Raw genomic sequence first — 19406 nt, 5'->3', positions numbered from 1 at the left:
TTCCCTTCCCGTCCCCGAGGGCTTCGCCCCCGGACCCCCCGATCGGTCTCGTCCGCAGGCTCCCCCGGAGGTGGTAACCCCAGGCGGGCCGGAGGACGACCCTCACGCCCTGATCACCGCCGCCGTCCAGGCCGGTGACCATCCCGCCGCCGACGTTCTCGCCGCCCGGTGGGAGCACGCCGCTCTCCTCGCGCACGGGGCCGGGTCGGCGGAGGTCCTGCACTGGTCCGAGGTGCGGGCGGATCTGGCGATGTTCGCGGGCGACGCGGAGCGCAGCTGCCGTACCTGGATGGCGGTCGCGGCGGCGCGGCTGGCCGCGGGGCAGCCGGCCGACGCGGTGCCGGTGGAGGCGGCCGTGGACCGGGCCCATCACCAGTGGGGGCGCATCACGGACCGGGACCGGGCCCGTGCTCTCGGGCCGGCGCTCGCGGAGCTGCGCGGCCGGGTGCCGGGCCGTCGGCAGGGTGCTCTGGACCACGTCCGCGAGCAGCTCCGCCACCTGCAGACCCAGAGCTGAGCGGGCGTCACCCGTCCGGCGGTCCCGCGAGGCCGGACGCCCTGGTGACTGCTATCCAGGACGGAGGGGGACGCTCGTCAGCCGAGGAAGGTGCCACGTATGGCCACCACCCACGCCACCACCCTTGCCATCGACTTCACCCAGGGCCTGGACGATGCCTGGTCGAAGATCGCGCAGTTCGTGCCGAAGCTCGTCGGCTTCCTCATCATCCTCGCCATCGGTTGGTTCGTGTCGAAGATGATCACCCGGATCCTGGACCGCGTCCTGCGGAAGGTGGGCTCCGAGCGGCTCGCGGAGAAGGCGGGCACCGACCGCTATCTCCGTGACTCCAAGTACGACATGACGGGCATCGTCTGCAAGATCGTCTACTACGCCCTGATCCTGATCACCCTCCAGCTCGCGCTGGGCGTCTTCGGCGCCAACCCGGTCAGCAGGATGATCGACGGCATCGTCGCCTGGCTGCCGCGCGGCATCGTCGCCGTGGTGCTGGTCGTCGTGGCGATGGCCATCGCGAACGCGGTCCGCTCGATCGTGGCCGGCGCCCTGTCGTCGGTGTCGTACGGCGGGGCCGTCGCGACCGGTGTGTGGGCCTGCATCCTCGTGCTCGGCGTGTTCGCCGCGCTCGGCCAGGCGGGCATCGCGATGACCGTCATCCAGCCGGTGCTGTACGCGGCGCTCGCGACCGTCGCCGGCATCATGATCGTCGGTCTGGGCGGCGGCATGATCGGGCCGATGCGGCAGCGCTGGGAGCGCTGGCTGACCACCGCCGAGCGGGAGTCGTCGAACGCCCGCGGCAGCATGTCCGCCTACCAGGCCGGCCGTGCGGACGCGCTGGCCAACCAGCCGGTGCGGGAGCGGACCGACCTCAACACCGACCCGATGCGGCGGCAGGACCCCGGCATGCCGCCGCGCTCCGGCGACATGTGACGGGTGGGGGACCTGCGCGGACGTGAGAGCGGCCGTCGTCGGAGGGCGGAGAGCCTTCCGACGGCGGCCGTTCGCCGTGCGCGGTCGGGCCGTCAGCGGTGCTTGGCCGGGCCGTTGGCCGGGTGCGTCAGGTCAGCGGGCACGCCCGGTCGGAGCACGGGCCTACGGCTGATAGGCCTGCCAGGGCGGCGGGCCGGGGGCGGCGGCGAACGCGCTGCCCGCGAGCCCGATGGCCAGTGCGGTGGTGGTGCCGGCCACGAGGGCGGCCTTGCCGAGGCGGGACATCGTCTTGCGCGTGCCTGTCTTGACTGCCTGGGGCATGAGGTCGTTGCTCCACGTGCGGGTGCGGGGTCGCCCGGCTGGTCGGGCCGGGCCGTCGCTGCGGCTCGGTGCAACCGACGTTCACAGCGCGGGAGTTGATTGGCACCCCTCTCCAGCAGGCCAATCAATGCAGAAACCGCTCTCTTCTTTGTTAGGACATGCTTCACTCACGTGTCATCGAGGCACCGTACGAAGGCGTATGGAGCAGCGCGGAAGCAGGTGACACATGGGGCGACCCGAGAGACCCCTGGACCCGGAGGCCGGACCCGTCCAGCGGCTGGCGCACGAGCTGCGCGCCCTGCGGCGGGCGGCCGGCGGGCCGTCGTACCGGGAGATGGCCCGCGAGGCCGGGTTCTCGGCCACCACGCTGTCGCAGGCGGCGGCCGGGGAACGGCTGCCGTCACTCGCCGTCCTCCAGGGCTACGTCCGTGCCTGCGGCGGCGACCCCGGTGACTGGGAGCCCCGCTGGAAGGAGGCCGAGACGGCCGTCGCGGTGTCCGGGGACGGGGACGACGGAGCGCCGTACCGGGGGCTGGCCCGCTTCGAGCCCGGCGACCGGCACCTCTTCTTCGGCCGCGACCGGATGATCGAGGAGCTGTGCAGGCTGGTGTCCGACCACCGCCTCGCGGTGCTGTTCGGGGCGTCCGGCAGCGGCAAGTCCTCGCTGCTGCGGGCGGGGATGATCCCCAGGATCCGCGAGGAGATCACCCGCCTCGGCGGTACGGCCGTCCTGCGGGTGTTCACCCCCGGCGAGCGGCCCGCGCAGACGTACGGGCGGCTGCTGGCGCCGTCCGCCGCGGCCGGGCCGGTGGGCTGGGTGGTCGTCGACCAGTTCGAGGAGGTCTTCACCCTCTGCCGGGACCGGGCCGAACGCGCCCGTTTCATCGACCTCCTGCTGGCCGCCCGCGATCCCGGGAACCGGCTGCGGGTCCTGCTCATCGTCCGCGCCGACTTCTACGCCCGCTGCGCCGAGCACCGCGCCCTCGCCGACGTCCTGTCCGGCGCCGGGATGCTGCTCGGCCCGATGACCGCGGACGAGCTGCGCGAGGCGGTGGTCCGTCCGGCGCAGGCGGCCGGGCTGCTCGTCGAACGGGAGCTGACCGCACGGATAGTGGAGGACGTCCTCGACCAGCCGGGCGCCCTGCCGATGCTCTCGCACGCCCTGCTGGAGACCTGGCGCCGCCGCAAGGGCCGGATGCTCACCCTCGCCGGGTACGAGGCGGCGGGCGGGGTTCGCGGCGCCATCGCGGCCACTGCCGACCAGGTCTACGACGCGCTCTCCCCGGCTCGGGCGGAGACGGCCCGCAACCTGTTACTGCGCCTCGTCGAACCGGGCCGTACGGGGGCGGTGACTGGGGCTGGGACTGGGGGCCAGGACGCGTCCGCCGGTTCCGGCCCGGTGGGTCAGCTCCCGGCCGGGGCCGTGGGCGGGGAGCCGTCCCCGGTCCTCCGTGATCCCTCCCGCCGGCTGCTGTCGCGGTGGGACGGGGCACGGCCGGGACGCCCGGCGGCAGCCGCGCCGGACACCCGACGGCCGGTCAGCCGGGCCGAGTTGGCGGAATGGGCCGATCCCGGTGTGCCCGCGGTGGTGGAGCGGCTGGCGGAGGCGCGGCTGGTCACCGTCGACGAGGAAGGGGTGCAGCTCGCCCACGAGGCGCTGCTGACCTGCTGGCCCCGGCTGTGCGGCTGGCTGGACGAGGAGCGGGAACGGCTGCGCCACCACCGGGCGCTGACGGACGCCGCCCGCGTCTGGCGCGAGCACCACCACGACCCGGGCAGCCTGTACCGGGGCAGCCGCCTCGCGCGCGTGGAGGAACTGTTTCCCGACCGGGCGTGGGACCGCGCGCTCACCGCGCCGGAACGCGACTTCCTGCGGGCCTCGCTCCAGTCCCGTACGGCGGAGCGGGACGCGGCCGAGCGGTCCGCGCGCCGGGCGCGAACGCTGGTGACGGCGCTCTCCGCCGTGCTGGCCCTCGCGCTGCTCACCGGCGTGGCCGCCTGGGATCAGGCCTGCGAGGCCCGGCGCCAGCGCACCGACACCGCCGCCCGCCGGATCGCGGCCGTCGCCGACGCGCTGCGCACCACCGACCCGCGGGCGGCGATGCGGCTCGGCGTGGCCGCCTGGCGCATCTCCCCGCTGCCCGAGTCGCGGCGCGCACTGCTGGGTGCGCTCACCCAGCCGGAGCGCGACGCGTTCTCCGACCCGGCCCCCGGTGACGGGCCCCGGCGTTTTCTGATCGGCTCCGGCCGGACCCTGCTCAGTGTGGCCGACGGCCGCTGGACGGCCTGGGACGTGGCCGCGCACCGCCGTACCGGCTCGGGGCGGCTGCCCGCGGGCCCGCACACGGTGGACGCGGTCTCCCCGGACGGCCGGCTGCTCGCGCTGGCCACGGCGGAGGGCCCGCGCCTGTGGGACACCGTGACCGGCACCTGGACCGGCGGCCCGCCCCGCCGGACCGCCGCCCCGTACGACCTGGTCTTCACGCCGGGCGGCGACGGGTACCTCCTCAGCGGAACCGGAACCGGAACCGGAACCGGCAGCGATATGGGCAGCGGCGGGCGTGTCGAGGACGCTGCCGACGACGACCGGGTGGAGCTGCGGTCGGTCGTCGACGGCCGTCCGCTGTCCGTGACGCGGGGCACGGCGGGCGCCGCGAACGTGGCCGTCTTCCCCGGTGGCCGCACGGTGGCGACCTGCCCGGTCGGCGGCGCGCCGACGGTGCGTGAGGCGGGGCGGGTCCTGGCCGGGGACTGGGACCGGGCGCGCGGAATGTGCGGGGAGACGTCGGCGCTCGTGCCCGGCCCGCGCGGCACGACCCGTTTCGCCGTTCTGTCCGAGTCGGGCGTGCGGGTCTGGGACACCGTCACCGGCCGCACGGTCGCGGACCTGCCCGCGCCCCTCCCCTCGCACGCGGCCTTCAGCCCCGACGGCGCCTTTCTGGCCACCGCGAACCGCGGCGAGATCTGCGTGTGGCGCCTGGCCGCCCCCGAGACGCCCGTCTTCCACCACGCCCTGAACAACCAGCGCCTGTACGGCGGCCTCGCCTGGGACCCCGGCCGCCCGGTCCTGCGCTACCTGGAGGGCGGCACGGTCCACTCCCTCGACGTGACGGCACCGACGACCGGCGCCTGGCGGAACCGCCCCCTGGACCGCGTCCTGCTCAGCCCCGACGGCCGCACCCTGGCCACCGCCGAACGCACCGGCACCCACTACACGTTCCGCCTCATGCCGACGAACGGCGCCGGCACCTCCCGCACTCTCCCCGTCCCCCCGCCGCCCGTCTCCCGTGACCGCGCCCTGCCGGTCGTCCCGGCCGACACCGTCCCGCTGATGGCGTTCGGCCCGGACGGCTCGACGTTCGCCTACGGCGTCTCGGCGCCCGGCCGGCAGGCGGCGCCGCAGCGGATCACGGTGTGGGACGTGCGCGCGGGCCGCCGGACGGCGGCGCTGGACGCGACGACCCCGGACGAGGCCGGCGCGGTGATCTCGCTGGCGCTCTCCCCCGACGCCCGCACCCTCTACACCGCCCGCACGGACGCCTCCGGCGAGACCGTCGACGAGGAGTGGGACGTCTCCTCGGGCCGTCGCACCACCGTCCTGCACGGCCTGGCCGGCGTCCATCTGGCGGTCCACCCGGACGGCAGCCTGCTGCTCGCGGACGACGGCATGGTGACCCGCCCCCTGGGCCGTCCGGTACGGCGCGCCCTGGTCCGGGGCGACCAGGTCGGCGCCCTCGCCTTCGACCGCTCCGGGACGCTGCTGGCGGCCGGGGACGTCTCGGGCCGGGTCGCGCTGTGGGACGGGGAGCTGCGCCGCCGCTCGGGCGTGCTGCGCAACGTGTTTCCGTCACCGGTCGGCGACACCCCGGAGGCGGTGGGCGCGCTGGCCGTGAGCCCCGACGGCCGCACCCTCGCGGTGGGCGGCGACGCGGGCACCCTCCAGCTGTGGGACGTGGCGACCCAGCAGCCGCTGGGCGGACCGGTGCCGACGGCGGGCGAGGGCATCCAGTCCGTGTCCTTCAGCGCCGACAGCACCACCCTGTACGTGGCCGCCCCGCACGTCCCGCTCCAGCGGTACGCCGTCGACCCGGCCCGTGCGGTGGACAGGGTGTGCGCGCGAGCCGCCGGCGGCCTCACCCGCGACCAGTGGCGCACCTACGCCCCGGAGACGCCGTACCGCACTACGTGCGACCAGGTGGTCCCCGCCGCACCTCGCCGACCGGTCGCCTAGCCGCCCTGGAGGAGGCCGTGGTGACGGACCAGCCAGGTGATGGCGGTGAGGCGGCACACCGCGTAGTCGTGGCCGACGGGCTCGCGCCAGTCGATCTCGGTGAGTGCGTCGAGGAAGCCGATGGCGTAGTCGGCGAGGTCCTCGCGGTGCGGCGGCCGGGGGATCAGGCCCGGCGTGGTGGCGGCGAGGCGCTCCCTTATCTCCGCGACGTGCTGGTCCACGGCGGCCGTGAAGGCAGGCTCGAAGGCGAACTCCGCGAAGCGGGGCGCGTAGGCACTGCTGATGCCGGCCAGGGGGGACATGCGTTCCACCGTACGGCGGGCGGGGTGGGAACAGGGACGGCTGTTTGTCATGGTTTCCGTCACATTCGCGGATCGCGCCGACCGCCACTCCGGACGCGCTCGTCCCCGGCCGTCGTCCCCGGCCGTCACTTCCCGACGCGCTCCACGCCGGTCGACAGTTGGGGGGTGTCCGTGGCGCGGGCCGGGACCGCGTTGGCGGCGGCGATCAGGGCCGCCGCCGCTATGACGGCCGCCGCGACGGCTCTGGCGTACCTCCAGGAGGGGCGCCCGTAGGGTGCGGATGTGCGTCCTGGCACGGCAACCTCGCAACGTCGGCGGCGACAGTGGACAAACGGCGGCGGACGAAAGACCGCGGACAAAAAGCGACAACGACAGCGGCTGTTACGTCAGCGGTGTATTAAGCATGCTTAACACGCCGTTTAACCTAGGGGCTGCGCGCTCCGAACGGCAAGAGGGTCAGGGTGAGTTGGGGTGATTCGGGCCGTGGGTGAGCGGGACGAACCGGAGGTCATCGGACGCCGGGTGCAGCGGCTGCGGGTCGGACAGGGGCTGACGCAGCGGCAGTTGGCCGAGCCGACGTACACCCCCGCCTATGTCTCGACCCTGGAGGCCGGCCGGGTGCGGCCCTCCGACGAGGCGCTCAGATACATCGCCGAGCGCCTCGGCGTGGACTTCGAGGAGCTGGCCACCGGCCGCTCCGCCCGGCTCGTCACCGATCTGCGGCTGCGCCTCACCGAGGCCCAGCGGGCCCTGGCCACCGGGGAGGCGGAGCAGGCGGCACGGCAGTACGCGGAACTGCTCGCGGAGGCCGAGGAGCACGGCCTCGTGGCGGAGCGGGCCACCGCCCTGCTCGGACTCGGGGAGTGCGGGATCGAGGCCGGTGAGCTGGAGACGGCCCGGCTCCACTTCGAGCGGGCGGAGGAATGTCTCGCGCACGCGCCGCTCCCGGCCCGCGTCCCCGCCCTGCGCGGCCGGGCCGTCGCCCACTACCTCGCCGGGGAGCTGCGGTACGCCGTCTACCTGCTCGAGTCCACCCTCGACGAGCTGAACCGGGGCGGCCTGCACGACCCCGACGCGCTGCTGCTGCTCTACGCCTCCGTCATCGGCCCGTACATGGACATGGGTGCCCAGGCCCGCGCCGCCCAGGCCGCCGAGTTCGCCCTCGCCCTCGCGCCGCAGGCCGGTGACCCCGCGCTCGTCGCCCGGATGCACCGCTCGGTGGCGCGCACCCTCCTCGCCGAGGGCCGGCTCGCCGAGGCCGACGCCTCCCTCGCCAAGGCCGCCGAACTGTACCGCCAGCTCCGGCTGCGCACCGAGCTGGCCAACTGCCACTGGATGCGCGGCTACGTCTACGCCCAGAACAACCAGCTGGAGCGCGCCGAGGACGAGTTGAAGCAGGCGCAGGCCATGCTGTCGGCCCAGCGGGCCGCCCTCTACACCAGTCAGGTCGCCGTCGAGCTGGCCGACGTCCTGCACCGCCGCGGCAAGTCCGAGGAGGCCGCCGCCCTGCTGCACGAGGTGCTCGGCGACCTCTCCTCCGAGCGCGGCGCCGTGCACGCGGCGGGCGCGCACCGGCTGCTCGGCATCATCGCCGAGGACGCCCGCGACACCGACTCCGCCGAGGAGCACTACGTCCGCGCCCTGAGCCTGCTGGAACGCGCGGGCGCCGCCGGTGACCTCGCCGACCTGTGCCGTCTCCTCGGTGACCTGCTGCGCCGCACGGGCCGGGTGGAGGCCGCCCTGGACGCGTACCGCACGGGCCTCGGGCACCGTACGGCGCCGGGCACGACGACCCTGGGCCCGGCCCCGGCCCAGCCGCCGCTGTAGCGGGCCGCGCCGAGTCGGTGGGTGGTTGCCGTGAGGCGGTCCGGTGGTCCGGCAGCCCCGCTCCCGCCGGTTTCCCCCGCCCCTGCGAGCGGTACCCGGCGGGCGACGAGGACTCCGGAGCCGTACCCGCGGGCGGAGGTGATCACCGTGCCCGACCGGAACCGGCAGCGGGTCGCCGAGGTGATCGCCCAGGAGATGCGCGGTGCCGAACCCGGTGACGTACCGGAACGGCTGTGCGCCGCGGCCGTACGGCTGCTGCCGGTGATCGACGCGAGCGTGTCGCTGCGCGGCGAGGGGATGCCCGTACCGGTGAGCGCGAGCAGCGAGCGGGCCGCGCATCTCATGGAGGTGCAGGCCACGCTGGGTGACGGACCGTGCCTGTGGGCGGCGGAGACGGGCGCGCCGGTGTTCGCCTCCGACCTCACGGCGGGCCGGGACGCCTCCCGCTGGCCGGTCTTCGCCCAGCAGGCCGCCGCCGCCGGAGTGGGCGCGGTGTACGCGCTGCCCCTGGGCGACCGGACGGTGTGCGTAGGCACCCTCGACCTCTACCGGGACCGCCCCGGCGAACTGGCCGCCGACGAGGTCCGTACGGCGCGGATCGTGGCGGACGTGCTGACGGTGGCCCTCATGGCCCTGCCCCGCGGCGAGGAGGCCGGCCGGTACGGCGACGACGTCTGGCTGAGCCCCCTGGCCACCGGCCACGACGGCGTGCACCAGGCGGTCGGCATGGTCATGGCCCGACGCGGCGTGAGCCCCGAGGAGGCCCTCGCCCTCCTGCGCGCCCACGCCTTCGCGGAGGGCCGTACGGTCCTGGACCTGTCCCAGGACGTCGTCCACGGCACGACGCGCTTCGACGGGACCGAGGAGGGGGACTGAGCGCGCCCGGACCGGACCGAACCGGTTAGCCGCCCCTACACCTGTACGCGCCCCTGCTTGCGGACCTCCGTCAGCCGCTGGACGCCCAGCTGGACCGCCGCCTGGGTGGCCTCGTTGGGGACGTCGGTGAGGCCGCCGTTGGTGAGGGTGAAGGTGTCCTGGCCCGCGCGGACGGTGGCGACGTCGAGGGCGAGGGCGACGGGGTCGCCGTCGGTGTTCCAGTTGGTGAGGATGACGCGCAGGCCCTGGCGGGCGTCGCCCACCTCGGGCAGCGGCTGCTCGGCCACGGTCGCGTCGAGGACCGTGCCGTCCGGCGCCTTGGCGGTGAAGCGGGCGCACCTCTCGGGCAGCGTCTTCAGCCAGCCGAGGGTGCGGTCGACGTCGGCGGGGCGCCGGTCGGTGAGCTGGTATCGGAGCTGGGCGCCGGTGTCGGCGTCGTCGAGGGCGACGACCGCGCGGGGCGGGGCACCGAGGAGTTCGTCGCTGTAGAGGCCGTCGAGGAGCTTCTGGCAGTCGGCGGTCGGGGTGGTGGCCTTGAGCATGCCGTCCCGCCAGGTGGCGATGGAGCGGCTCGGCGTCCACGGTTCGCCGAGGTCGGTGCCGGTGATGAGCGCCTCGTGCGCCTGCGCGTCGGTGAGGACGGGCGAGGCGGCCGGCGCGGTGGGCTTGGCCGAGGACTGCTCGACGGTGGGCGCGGCGGGCCGTGCCGTCGGCGGGTGTTCCAGACCGAGGGTGGCGCAGGAGGTGACGCCGAGCAGCCCGGTGACGACGAGGGCGGAGACGCGGGCGGAGGCGCGGGCGGAGGCGCGGAGGGTACGGCGGGTCATCGGAGTGCCTCCTGGAGTGGCCGGTGCGCACCGGGTCGTCGGGTGTGCCGCGGGGCGGGGCACGAGGCCCCGCGTCCCGGCACCGCGGGGTGCTCCCTCCCACGGCACCACCGCCACCGCCGCCCGACCAGCGAGGCGGTCCGTCCGGGCTAACGGCCGACCTGCGCGGCGATGCGTCCAGGCTGATGGCCGCCCCGTCGGCGCCCGTCCGCCGCCGTCCCGCCGGCCCCGCCGCCGTCCCGCCCGCCGGTTATTCGCTCGCCCGCCGTCTCCGCCCGTTGCTACGGTCGCCGTATGAAGCGCGCCGTACACCCGTCTCTCACGACGACGCCGGAGAGTGTCCCGGCGCGCTGACCACTGGACGCCATGTCCGAAGCCCCGGGGCGAGTGCCCCGGGGCTTCGTCGTGCGGGTGCTCGCCTCCTCACCGCAGGAGCGACGACCATGCACGATCACCGCAAGCTCGGCCGCGAGCTGGATCTCTTCGACACCGACCCGCTGATGGGCGCGGGCCTGCCCTACTGGCTCCCGGACGGCGCGATCGTGCGCCACACCCTGGAGGAGTACGTCCGGGAGGCCGAGCGCGCCGCCGGCTACCGGCACGTGTACTCGCCGGTCCTCGGCAAGCGCGACCTGTACGAGATCTCGGGTCACTGGGACCACTACCGCGAGGACATGTTCCCGCCCATGGACCTGGGCGCCGAGCAGGTCGTCCTACGGCCCAGCCTCTGCCCCCACCACGCCCTCATCTACCGCTCCCGCTCCCACAGCTACCGCGAACTGCCCCTACGCATCGCCGAGTTGGGCGGCATGTACCGCGTCGAGCTGTCGGGTGTGCTCGGCGGGCTGACCCGCGTCCGGGCGATCCACCTCAACGACGCGCACATCTTCTGCACCCTGGAGCAGGCCGTGGAGGAGGCCCGAGCCGCCCTCGCCCTCATCGCGCGCGCCTACGCCGACCTCGGCATCCGCGCCTCCCGGTACCGTCTCTCGCTGCCCGGCGAGGGCGGCAAGTACGTCGCCGACCCGCGGCTGTGGCGCCGGGCGACCGCACTGCTGCGGGAGGTCCTAGACAGCTCCGGCATCGACGGCTCCGGCATCGACTACGAGGCCGCCGAGGGCGAGGCCGCCTTCTACGGCCCGAAGATCGACGTGCAGATCACCGACCCGGCGGGCCGCGAGTCCACCCTGTCCACCGTGCAGATCGACTTCCACCAGCCCGAACGCTTCGACCTGCACTACATCGGCCCCGACGGCGCGAAACACCGCCCGGTGATGGTCCACCGCAGCGTCATCGGCAGCGTGGAACGGGCCGTCGCCCACCTCCTGGAGGAGCACGGCGGCGCCTTCCCCACCTGGCTCGCCCCCGTGCAGCTGGTGGTGCTGCCGATCGCGGAGGCGCAGGAGGAACGGGCCCACGAGGTCGTACGGCGGGCGGTGGCCCGTGGGCTGCGGGCCGAGGTGTCCGGCCCCGGCGACGGCACCCTCGGCGCCCGTGTGCGGGCGGCGCGGCTGGTGCCGTACCAGGCGGTCATCGGGGACCGGGAGGCCGACGCGGGCCTGGCGGCCGTACGGCTGCGGGACGGGAGGCGGCCGGGGGCGGTGCCCGTGGCGGAGCTGCTGGAGCGGATCGCCGCCCGAGCCGCGGATCGTGGAGCCGAACTGTGGCCCGCTGCGTAAGGTCACAGACGTAGACGTAGACGTAGACGTAGACGTAGCTCGCACGCATGCAGAGGAGCGCCGCCGTGACCGGTCAGCCCATTCCGGTGATCATCGACTGCGACACCGGGGTCGACGACGCCCTGGCCCTGCTCTTCGCCGTACGGCATCCAGGGCTGGACGTGCGGGCGATCACCTGCGTGGCCGGGAACACCGACGTGGACGGCGTCGTCCGCAACACCCTGACCGTGCTGGAGCAGGCCGGGGCCGGTGACATTCCGGTCGCTCGGGGTGCCGAGCGCCCGCTGATCGAGCCGGTGCGCACGGCACGGCATGTGCACGGGCAGGACGGGATGGGCGACCTGGGGCTGCCCGCGCCCACCCGCCGCCCCGTCGACGTGGACGCGGTGACGCTGCTGCGCCGCGAGATCCTCGCCTCGCCGAGGCCGGTGACCCTGATCCCCACCGCGCCCCTGACGAACATCGCCCTGCTGCTGCGTACGCACCCGGAGGTGGTGCGCAACATCGAGCGGATCGTGTTCATGGGCGGCGCGGTGGCGACCGGCAACGCGACGGCGGTCGCCGAGTTCAACGTGTGGCACGACCCGGAGGCGGCGGCGATCCTGCTGACGGCCGGGGTGCCGATGACGATGTACGGGCTGGACGTCTTCAAGGAGGTGCTGGTCCCGGCCGGCGACGTCCAGCGGCTGCGCGCCAGCGCGGATCCCCGCCTGCGGCTGGCGGGCGAACTCCTCGCCCACCGCGACCCGGCGACCTCGGGCGACCCCACCCCCACGGGTGGCCTCGGCGACGCGGGCGCGGTCTGCGCGGTCGTCGACCCGGGCGGCCTGACCACCGAACTGCTCCCGGTCGAGGTGAGCCTGGCCCCGGGCGCCACCCGGGGCCAGACCATCGTCGACCGCCGCCCCCGCCCCGGCGAATCCGAGATCCACCACGGCCCCCGCGAACAGTCCCTGGTGGACGTTGCCCTGGGCGTCGACGTGGACCGCTACGTGAAGCTGTGGCTGACGGTGGTGGAAGGGGCGTAGCCCCGCGCCGCTAGAGGGACCTGCGGCGCCTGGTCGCCATGACGATCGCCGCGCCGCCCAGGAGGAGGGCCGCCGCGCTCGTGGGCGACGCGGTCGGCGGTCACCCGGTCACGGGCCCCGCGGTCGGCCGTCGCACGGTCACGGGCCGCGCGGTCGGGGCTCCCGCGTTCGGCGGCGATGCGGGCGAGGAGGTCGAGGGTGAGGCCCATGCCGACCACGTCGTGCACCGCGAGCTTGAGGCGGAGCGCCTCGCGGCCGTGCCGCTCCGCCCGTTCCCAGTCGCCCTTCACGGTGTGGGCGAGGGCCAGCATCCGTTCCACGTACGACAGCACCCACTGCTCGCCGTGGGCGGCGCACAGCCCGCGGGTCTCCTCGCAGACGGCGATGGCCTCGTCGGCGCGGCCCAGGAAGCCCAGGGCGCAGGCGAGTTCGACGCGGTCGAGGCCGACCAGGCTGAGGTGCTGACCGGGGACCCGGCCGCGGTCGACACCGGCGCGGAAGTGGGCCAGGGCGCCCTCCAGGTCGTCGCTGAAGAGGCGGATGACGCCGATGACGTAGTCGGCGTGGGCCGCCTCCGCCGCGTCACCGAGGCGGTGGGCCAGGTCGCGGGCCTGTCCGGCGCGGTACCGGCCGCGGGTGAGGTCCTCGGGGCAGCCGGCGAGGAGGCCGGACACCCACAGGGCGCGGGCGCGTTCGGGGGTGGGCTCCGGGTTGGAGGCCAGGGCGCGGTCGAGCCAGTAGCGGCCCTCGCGGGGGGCTCCGCAGGCGTGCCAGTGGAACCACAGGGTGCCGGCGAGGCGGAGGCCCGCGAGCGCCTCGCCGGGGGTGGTGAGGCTGAAGTCCAGGGCGGCGCGCAGGGTGTCCTGGTCGGCACGGAGGCGGGTGACGATGCCGGGCTGGCCGGGGCCGAACCAGTCGCGCTCGCAGGTGGCCGCCCGGTGCTGCATCCAGTCGCGGAGGCGGGTGCGGGTGGCGTGTTCCTCGCCGGGCTGTTCGCGCAGGCGCTCCAGGCCGTACTCCCGGAGGGTGTCGAGGAGCCGGTACCTGGCGCCACCGTCGGGGCCGGTCTCCCGGCACAGAACGGACTTGTCGACGAGCCCGGCGACGGCGTCGAGGACGTCGTACGGCTGGAGGGGCGGGGATCCCTCCCCCGCGTCCGCATCCCCGTCCGCGTCCGTGTCCGCGCCCACGCCCGCCTCCACGCCCCCGCACACCGCCTCCGCCGTCTCCAGGTCGAAGCCCGCCGGGAGGACCGACAGGCGGGCCCACACCCGCTGTTCCGCCTCCTCGCACAGTTCGTGGGACCAGGCGACCGCCGCACGGAGGGTCTGGTGGCGGGGGGCGGCCGTGGGGCTGCCCGCGGTGAGGAGCCGGTAGCGGTCGTCGAGGCGGGCCAGGAGCTGGTCGACGTCGAGGACGCGCATCCGGACGGCGGCCAGTTCGATGGCGAGCGGGAGGCCGTCGAGACGGCGGCAGAGGCGGGCCACCGACGACCGGTTCGCGGCGGTGAGGCGGAAGCCGGGGACGACGGCCGCGGCCCGGTCGGCGAACAGGGCGAGGGCCGGGTAGCCGTCGGCGGCGGAGAGGTCGCCCTCCGGGTCGGGGACGGGCAACGGCCGTACGTCCATGAGGTGTTCCTCGGTGAGGCCGAGCCGGTGGCGGCTGGTGGCGAGGATCCGGACACCGGTGGTGCCGTGCAGCAGCGCGCCCGCGAGGGCGGCGCAGGCGGTCAGCAGATGCTCGCAGTTGTCGACGACGAGGAGCAGCCGCCGGTCCTGGAGGCGTTCCACGAGGGTGTCGAGAGCCGGGCGGGCGGAGTGGTCGTGCAGGCCGAGCGCGTCCGCGACGGCGAGCGGGACGAGTTCGGGATCGCGCAGGCCGGAGAGGTGCACGAAGCGCACGCCGTCGGGGAAGGCGCGGGCGACGCGGGACGCGATCCGCCCGGCCAGCCGGGTCTTGCCGACGCCGCCGGGGCCGGTCAGGGTCACCAGCCGGGCGCCGGCCAACAGCTCGCGCCCTTCCGCCAGTTCGCCGCGCCGGTCGACGAAGCTGGTCGTCTCCACCGGCAGGTGGCCGTCCCTGCCCGGCGCTGATCCGCCCATGATCAGCCAGTCCTCTTGGGGTGGGGTCCTCGAAGGAGCCGGAGGGCCGGACTCCTCTTGTACGCGGACCCTCAGCCTTCCCTGGGGCGTACATATATGCACGCGCCACTCACACACACGGGTGCACTTTGCCAGGGTCCGCCTCATGAGGGCCGGTCACGCGTACACTGCGCGGCCGTTATCGGCGCGGCAACCCCACTCCGGCGCGCGGTCGTTCCGTACGATTCCGGCCATTCGGCGCCTTGCGCACTCTTGACCTGACCATGTCACGCACCGACGATGAGCGGCACCCCGCACGCACAGCCCGCACACAGTTCCGTCCCCGCTCCATCCCCCACGTGTCCGGCGATCCCGGACTTCTGGAGAACCGAGGAGAACCCATGCGACTCCGCACACGCGGCGCGGGCAGCCGCGGCGCAGGCACCCGCAGTCCCGGCCGCAGCGGCAGGCGAACCGCCGCGCTGGCCGCCCTGATGGCCCTCGCCCTCGCCGCCCCGGTCTCGGCGACGGCCACGAACGCGGCGGCCGGCAGCGCCGCGAAACCGGCGTCCTCCGCCGACGACATCCGCCAGTACGAGATCCACGTCCACCACAGCACGTCGCGGATGCGCACCGCGATCGCCGCGTCCGGGGTGAGCGTCGACGAGGCCGACGAGGAGACCGTCGTCGTCTCCGGCCGCGCGGACCAGATCAAGAAGCTGCGCGCGCAGGGCTACGAGGTCGCCCCGCTCGGCGCGGCCCCGAACCGCGTCGCGGAGGGCGAGACCCGGCTCTACGACTTCCCGTCGGCCGACTCGCGCTACCACAACTACGCCGAGATGAACGCGGAGATCGACCAGCGCGTCGCGGCCTACCCGAACATCATCAGCAAGCGGGTCATCGGCACCTCCTACCAGGGCCGCAACATCGTCGCCATCAAGATCAGCGACAACGTCGGCACCGACGAGGCCGAGCCCGAGGTGCTGTTCACCCACCATCAGCACGCCCGTGAGCACCTGACGGTGGAGATGGCCCTGTACCTGATCCGCGAGCTGGGCGCCGGCTACGGCACCGACTCCCGCGTCACCAGCATGGTGAACAACCGCGAGATCTGGATCGTGCCCGACCTCAACCCGGACGGCGGCGAGTACGACGTCGCCACCGGCTCCTACCGGTCATGGCGCAAGAACCGCCAGCCCAACTCCGGCTCCACGGCGGTCGGTACGGACATGAACCGCAACTGGGCCTACCGGTGGGGCTGCTGCGGTGGCTCCTCGGGCTCGGCATCCTCCGAGACGTACCGGGGTACGGCGGCCGAGTCGGCGCCCGAGGTGAAGGTGGTCGCGAACTTCGTGCGCAGCCGGGTCGTCGGCGGCGTCCAGCAGATCAAGGCCGGCATCGACTTCCACACGTACAGCCAACTGGTGCTGTGGCCCTTCGGCTACACCTCGGCGGACACGACCACCGGGATGACCGCGGACGACCGCAACGCCTTCGCCACGGTCGGCCGGTCGATGGCCGCGAGCAACGGGTACACCCCGGAGCAGGCGAGCGACCTGTACATCACGGACGGGTCGATCGACGACTACCTCTGGGGCACGCACAAGATCTTCTCGTACACCTTCGAGATGTACCCGGGCTCGTCGGGCGGCGGCGGTTTCTACCCGCCCGACGAGGTCATCGAGCGGGAGACCGCGCGCAACAAGGACGCGGTGCTGCAACTGCTGGAGAACTCGGACTGCATGTACCGGTCCATCGGCAAGCAGGCCCAGTACTGCGGCTGATCAGGACGGCGACTCTTCGGCCGCCTTGCTGTCCGCGTCCTTGCCGTCGGCGTCCTTGCCGTCGGCCTCGTCGTCGAAGTAGGCGTCGAGAACCGCGTCCAGCTGCTCGTCCCACTCCTTGAAGCGGCCCCTGGCCGTCGCCTCGATCTCGATCGGGTACCAGCGACGGTCAGGGGTGTGCACCGTGATGGTCAACCGCTTGCCGAAACGCGGGACTTCGGTCTCGATCGCGCCGATCTCCTCCCAGCGGAACTCGCACTCCTCCTCGTCGAGGCGGAGGCGGACGCCACGGGAGTCGGCGACGATCCGCGCCCGGCGGTCGGCCGCCTCGAAGACGGGACCGTCCGAAGCCTCGCCGGACTCCGGGTCCTCGGACTCGGTGTCCTTGGACTCGGCGTCCTCGGACTCCCCGGCCGCTGCCGCCGGTTCGCTCTCCGAGTCGACCTCCGGCTTCGCGTCCTCCGGCTCCGCGTCCTTCGGCTCCGCGTCCTTCGCCGCCGCGGTCACGGGTGAGGTGAGCCCGGGGATGAATGCCGGATCGAATCCGGCGCCCTCCAGGGGCTGGCTGCTCGAACCTATACGCTGCTCCACAGCGGGCAGTATGGTCGACGATCCTGTGCCGGACACAGTCAGCCCCCACTTCGTTATGAGACGCCTACACGTGACAGAGCGACCGCGGCCGGACCAACAGGCTCAGTCCAGGACGGCGAGCGCGTCGATCTCGACGAGGAGCCCCGCGGGCAGGCCGACGTAGACGGTCGTACGGGCGGCGGGCGGGGCGGTGAGCGCCTGCTGCTCGAAGTAGGCGTTGTAGAGGTCGTTCATCTCGGCGAAGTGGTCCACGTCGGTCAGATAGACGCGGATCATCATCACGTCGTCCCAGCTCGCGCCGCCCTCCTCCAGGATCGCCTTGACGTTGGCGAGGGTCTGGAGGGTCTGCTCGCGCAGGGTGGGGCCCGCCGGTGTGGGAGGCCTGCCCTCCTCGGCGGGCAGGAAGCCGACCTGGCCGGCGACCTGGAGGATGTTGCCCTTGCGCACGCCGTGCGAGAACCTCGCAGGCGGGGTGGTGTGGGTGTTCGGGGTGAGCGCGATCTTCTCGGTCATGGTCCTACGGTGTCCTTCGCTGGGGTCCGGCCGGAGTACTCGCCGCTGATGTCGTCCGCCGTGCGGCGCACCTGCGGGAGGAGGGTGAGGAGTTCGTCGGCGGTGACGACGACGTTCGGCGCGGAGACCGACATCGCGGCGACCACCCGGCCGTCGGCGCCGCGGATGGGGGCGGCGACGCAGTTGATGGACTCCTCGTGGCCGCCGAGGTCGGTGGCCCAGCCCTGTTCGCGCACCTTCGTCAGCTCCCGCAGGAAGGCGGGGGCGTTGGGGGTGGAACGGGCCGTGTAGAGGGGGTATTCGAGCCGCTCGGCGATGGTGCGCCGCTCCGGCTCGGGCAGGTCGGCCAGGAGCAGCTTGGCGACTGCGGCGACGGTGATGGCGACCGGCTTGCCGATCCGGGAGTACATCCGCACCGGGTAGCGGCTCTCCACCTTGTCGATGTAGAGGACCTCGCCCTCCTCGTACACGGCGAGGTGCACGGTGTGTCCGCAGCGTTCGTTGAGCCGGGCCAGGTGGGGGTGGGCGATCTCGCGGACGTCGAGGTTCTCCATGGCCTCCTGGGCGAGGGCGAAGAGACGGGCGCCGAGGCGGTAGCGCTGGTCGGACTGGCGGTAGACGAGGCCGTGCTCGTGCAGGGTCCGCAGCAGCCGCAGGGCGGTGGACTTGTGGACGCCGAGGCGGTCGGCGACCTGCCCGAGATCGGCGGGCCCCTCGGCGAGCAGCGGCAGGATGCTCAGGGCGCGGTCGACGGTCTGGCTCATGGGGTGGGTACCTCCTCGGTGGCCGCCGCGGCTTGTGTCCAGCCGGGGCCGAGTCGAAGTCTGTCCCACGCGCCGTCGTCGAGGGCGGCGAGGCTGTCGGCGTGTGCGGTCCAGCCGGGGCGTGGCGCGGCCCCTCCCCGAGAGGCCGCGGGCGGGGGTACGGCGAGGTCGCCGGGGACGGTGAGGGCCGCGGCGGCCCAGAGGTGGCCGTGACGTAGGCGGGCCTTCATGGGCAGGCCGCGCAGGGTCGCGGAGAGGAAGCCTGCGGCGAAGGCGTCCCCGGCGCCGACGGCGGCGACGACGTCGACGTGCGGGGCGGGTACGAAGGTGACGTGGCCGGCGTCGAAGGCGGTGACGCCGTGTCCGCCCTGCTTGACGACGAGTGTGGCGGGGCCGGGCAGGGCCCGGCGGACGGTCTCGGCGCCGTGCGGGCCCCACACCTCCTGTGCCTCGTCGGCCCCGACGAAGACGAGGTCGGCGCCGCGGGCGAGCTCCAGCAGGACGTGTGGGCCGTCGTCGTCCGGCCAGAGTCCGGGGCGGTGGTTGACGTCGAAGGAGACGAGGGGACGGCCGGGGCGGGGCGCGGTCAGCTCGCGGAGGAGTCCGCGGCACTCCGCGGAGAGGGCGGCGGTGATCCCGGTGAGGTGCAGGACGCGTCCGGCGCGCGCGGCCGTGAGGTCCACGTTCCCCGCCGCCATCGCGGAGGCCGCCGACCCGGCCCGGTAGTACGCCACCTCGTGGGCGTCGGTCGCCCGGTCCCCGGCGGTACGGAAGTACACGCCGGTGGGCCGCGCCGGGTCCCGCCGGACGGCCGTGACGTCGACGCCGTACGCGCCGATCGTCTCGACGAGGTGGTCGCCGAATCCGTCGGCGCCGACGCCGCTGATCCATCGGGTCGAGTGGCCGGCGGCGGCCAGCGCGCAGGCCACGTTGGACTCGGCGCCGCCGATGGCCCGGCCGAAGGTGGGGACGTCGGCGAGGCGGCCGGACCGGGAGGGCAGGAAGGTGACCATGGACTCGCCGAGCGCGACGACGTCCACGACGTCGGGGGCGTTGCGCGGTCCGGTGGCGGTCACGATCGTCGTAGCTCCCTGGCCGGTGTGCGGGTCTGGTCGGCTCCGTTGACCCGCGTCGGCCG

General features: G+C 74.2%; 16 protein-coding genes and 1 pseudogene. 8 read left to right on the top strand and 9 right to left on the bottom strand.

Translation table 11 applies throughout. The features are described 5' to 3' along the window. Window positions 1-517 (top strand): annotated as a pseudogene (locus BZL64_RS07275) (hypothetical protein); the annotation flags it as partial. Window positions 518-616: 99 nt separating this feature from the next. Then, window positions 617-1444: a mechanosensitive ion channel family protein gene (locus tag BZL64_RS07270; RefSeq protein WP_086767274.1), complete on the top strand. Its 828-nt coding sequence runs from the start codon at window positions 617-619 to the stop codon at window positions 1442-1444. Window positions 1445-1606: 162 nt separating this feature from the next. Here BZL64_RS07270 and BZL64_RS39760 read toward each other — a convergent pair whose 3' ends face one another. Beyond that, window positions 1607-1765, bottom strand: a complete 159-nt coding sequence (locus tag BZL64_RS39760) for a hypothetical protein (protein WP_158101511.1) — start codon at window positions 1763-1765, stop codon at window positions 1607-1609. 226 nt (window positions 1766-1991) lie between these two features. On the opposite strand from BZL64_RS39760, the gene BZL64_RS07265 reads away from it, so the two are divergent. Beyond that, on the top strand, window positions 1992-5996 hold the full coding sequence (locus BZL64_RS07265) for an nSTAND1 domain-containing NTPase (protein ID WP_086767272.1): 4005 nt from the start codon (window positions 1992-1994) through the stop codon (window positions 5994-5996). Here the strand turns inward: BZL64_RS07265 and BZL64_RS07260 are convergent. Beyond that, window positions 5993-6298, bottom strand: coding sequence for a DUF6401 family natural product biosynthesis protein (locus BZL64_RS07260; protein WP_086767270.1), 306 nt, complete (start codon window positions 6296-6298; stop codon window positions 5993-5995). The two genes, BZL64_RS07265 and BZL64_RS07260, sit on opposite strands and share 4 nt — an antisense overlap. A 125-nt stretch (window positions 6299-6423) precedes the next feature. Next, window positions 6424-6594 (bottom strand): hypothetical protein, encoded by a 171-nt coding sequence (locus BZL64_RS40175; RefSeq protein ID WP_167396100.1) that lies wholly within the window; start codon window positions 6592-6594, stop codon window positions 6424-6426. A 187-nt stretch (window positions 6595-6781) separates the two neighbouring features. Between BZL64_RS40175 and BZL64_RS07255 the strand changes: the two genes are divergently transcribed. Together BZL64_RS07255 and BZL64_RS07250 are read left to right on the top strand one after the other, a co-directional pair. Continuing rightward, on the top strand, window positions 6782-8125 hold the full coding sequence (locus BZL64_RS07255) for a helix-turn-helix domain-containing protein (RefSeq protein WP_086767268.1): 1344 nt from the start codon (window positions 6782-6784) through the stop codon (window positions 8123-8125). Between the two features lie 147 nt (window positions 8126-8272). After that, window positions 8273-9001 (top strand): GAF and ANTAR domain-containing protein, encoded by a 729-nt coding sequence (locus BZL64_RS07250; protein ID WP_425276021.1) that lies wholly within the window; start codon window positions 8273-8275, stop codon window positions 8999-9001. Window positions 9002-9036: 35 nt separating this feature from the next. On the opposite strand, the gene BZL64_RS07245 is transcribed toward BZL64_RS07250, so the two are convergent. Further along, the gene (locus BZL64_RS07245) at window positions 9037-9828 is read right to left on the bottom strand and encodes a hypothetical protein (RefSeq protein ID WP_086767266.1); all 792 of its coding nucleotides are present in this window, start codon (window positions 9826-9828) and stop codon (window positions 9037-9039) included. A 443-nt stretch (window positions 9829-10271) separates the two neighbouring features. Here BZL64_RS07245 and thrS point away from each other — a divergent pair, with 443 nt between their 5' ends. Both thrS and BZL64_RS07235 read left to right on the top strand, forming a co-directional pair. Beyond that, window positions 10272-11507, top strand: coding sequence for a threonine--tRNA ligase (thrS, locus tag BZL64_RS07240; protein WP_086767264.1), 1236 nt, complete (start codon window positions 10272-10274; stop codon window positions 11505-11507). Window positions 11508-11572: 65 nt separating this feature from the next. Further along, window positions 11573-12535: a nucleoside hydrolase gene (locus BZL64_RS07235; protein WP_086767262.1), complete on the top strand. Its 963-nt coding sequence runs from the start codon at window positions 11573-11575 to the stop codon at window positions 12533-12535. Here BZL64_RS07235 and BZL64_RS07230 read toward each other — a convergent pair. After that, a complete protein-coding gene (locus BZL64_RS07230) occupies window positions 12496-14637 on the bottom strand; it encodes an ATP-binding protein (protein ID WP_107430226.1) in 2142 nt (713 codons plus the stop codon). The two genes, BZL64_RS07235 and BZL64_RS07230, sit on opposite strands and share 40 nt — an antisense overlap. Window positions 14638-15017: 380 nt before the next feature. On the opposite strand from BZL64_RS07230, the gene BZL64_RS07225 reads away from it, so the two are divergent. Further along, window positions 15018-16400 carry a M14 family metallopeptidase gene (locus BZL64_RS07225; RefSeq protein WP_086767261.1) on the top strand — a complete coding sequence of 461 codons (1383 nt, stop codon included), beginning with the start codon at window positions 15018-15020 and terminating at the stop codon, window positions 16398-16400. Here the strand turns inward: BZL64_RS07225 and BZL64_RS07220 are convergent, their stop codons facing one another. The 4 genes from BZL64_RS07220 to BZL64_RS07205 all read right to left on the bottom strand — a co-directional run bounded on the left by BZL64_RS07220 (window position 16401) and on the right by BZL64_RS07205 (window position 19344). After that, complete coding sequence (locus BZL64_RS07220; RefSeq protein ID WP_086767259.1) at window positions 16401-16991, bottom strand: hypothetical protein; 591 nt, start codon at window positions 16989-16991, stop codon at window positions 16401-16403. A gap of 102 nt (window positions 16992-17093) precedes the next feature. Then, window positions 17094-17504: a RidA family protein gene (locus BZL64_RS07215; RefSeq protein WP_086767258.1), complete on the bottom strand. Its 411-nt coding sequence runs from the start codon at window positions 17502-17504 to the stop codon at window positions 17094-17096. Beyond that, on the bottom strand, window positions 17501-18268 hold the full coding sequence (locus BZL64_RS07210; protein WP_086767256.1) for an IclR family transcriptional regulator: 768 nt from the start codon (window positions 18266-18268) through the stop codon (window positions 17501-17503). The genes BZL64_RS07215 and BZL64_RS07210 overlap by 4 nt, the downstream gene beginning before the upstream one ends. Further along, window positions 18265-19344 (bottom strand): PfkB family carbohydrate kinase, encoded by a 1080-nt coding sequence (locus BZL64_RS07205; RefSeq protein ID WP_086767254.1) that lies wholly within the window; start codon window positions 19342-19344, stop codon window positions 18265-18267. The genes BZL64_RS07210 and BZL64_RS07205 overlap by 4 nt, the downstream gene beginning before the upstream one ends. Between the last annotated feature and the right edge of the window lie 62 nt (window positions 19345-19406).

The sequence above is a fragment of the Streptomyces bobili genome (assembly GCF_002154575.1).
Classification (GTDB): domain Bacteria; phylum Actinomycetota; class Actinomycetes; order Streptomycetales; family Streptomycetaceae; genus Streptomyces; species Streptomyces bobili.
This window is presented reverse-complemented; position numbering and strand designations above follow the sequence as displayed.

What these genes read in the sequence shown, in the direction of transcription:
- BZL64_RS07270 (WP_086767274.1), top strand. Translation starts at nt 617, where the DNA reads ATGGCCACCACCCACGCCACCACCCTTGCCATCGACTTCACCCAGGGC.
- BZL64_RS39760 (WP_158101511.1), bottom strand. Translation starts at nt 1,765, where the DNA reads ATGCCCCAGGCAGTCAAGACAGGCACGCGCAAGACGATGTCCCGCCTC.
- BZL64_RS07265 (WP_086767272.1), top strand. Translation starts at nt 1,992, where the DNA reads ATGGGGCGACCCGAGAGACCCCTGGACCCGGAGGCCGGACCCGTCCAG.
- BZL64_RS07260 (WP_086767270.1), bottom strand. Translation starts at nt 6,298, where the DNA reads ATGTCCCCCCTGGCCGGCATCAGCAGTGCCTACGCGCCCCGCTTCGCG.
- BZL64_RS07245 (WP_086767266.1), bottom strand. Translation starts at nt 9,828, where the DNA reads ATGACCCGCCGTACCCTCCGCGCCTCCGCCCGCGCCTCCGCCCGCGTC.
- thrS (WP_086767264.1), top strand. Translation starts at nt 10,272, where the DNA reads ATGCACGATCACCGCAAGCTCGGCCGCGAGCTGGATCTCTTCGACACC.
- BZL64_RS07230 (WP_107430226.1), bottom strand. Translation starts at nt 14,637, where the DNA reads ATGGGCGGATCAGCGCCGGGCAGGGACGGCCACCTGCCGGTGGAGACG.
- BZL64_RS07225 (WP_086767261.1), top strand. Translation starts at nt 15,018, where the DNA reads ATGCGACTCCGCACACGCGGCGCGGGCAGCCGCGGCGCAGGCACCCGC.
- BZL64_RS07215 (WP_086767258.1), bottom strand. Translation starts at nt 17,504, where the DNA reads ATGACCGAGAAGATCGCGCTCACCCCGAACACCCACACCACCCCGCCT.
- BZL64_RS07210 (WP_086767256.1), bottom strand. Translation starts at nt 18,268, where the DNA reads ATGAGCCAGACCGTCGACCGCGCCCTGAGCATCCTGCCGCTGCTCGCC.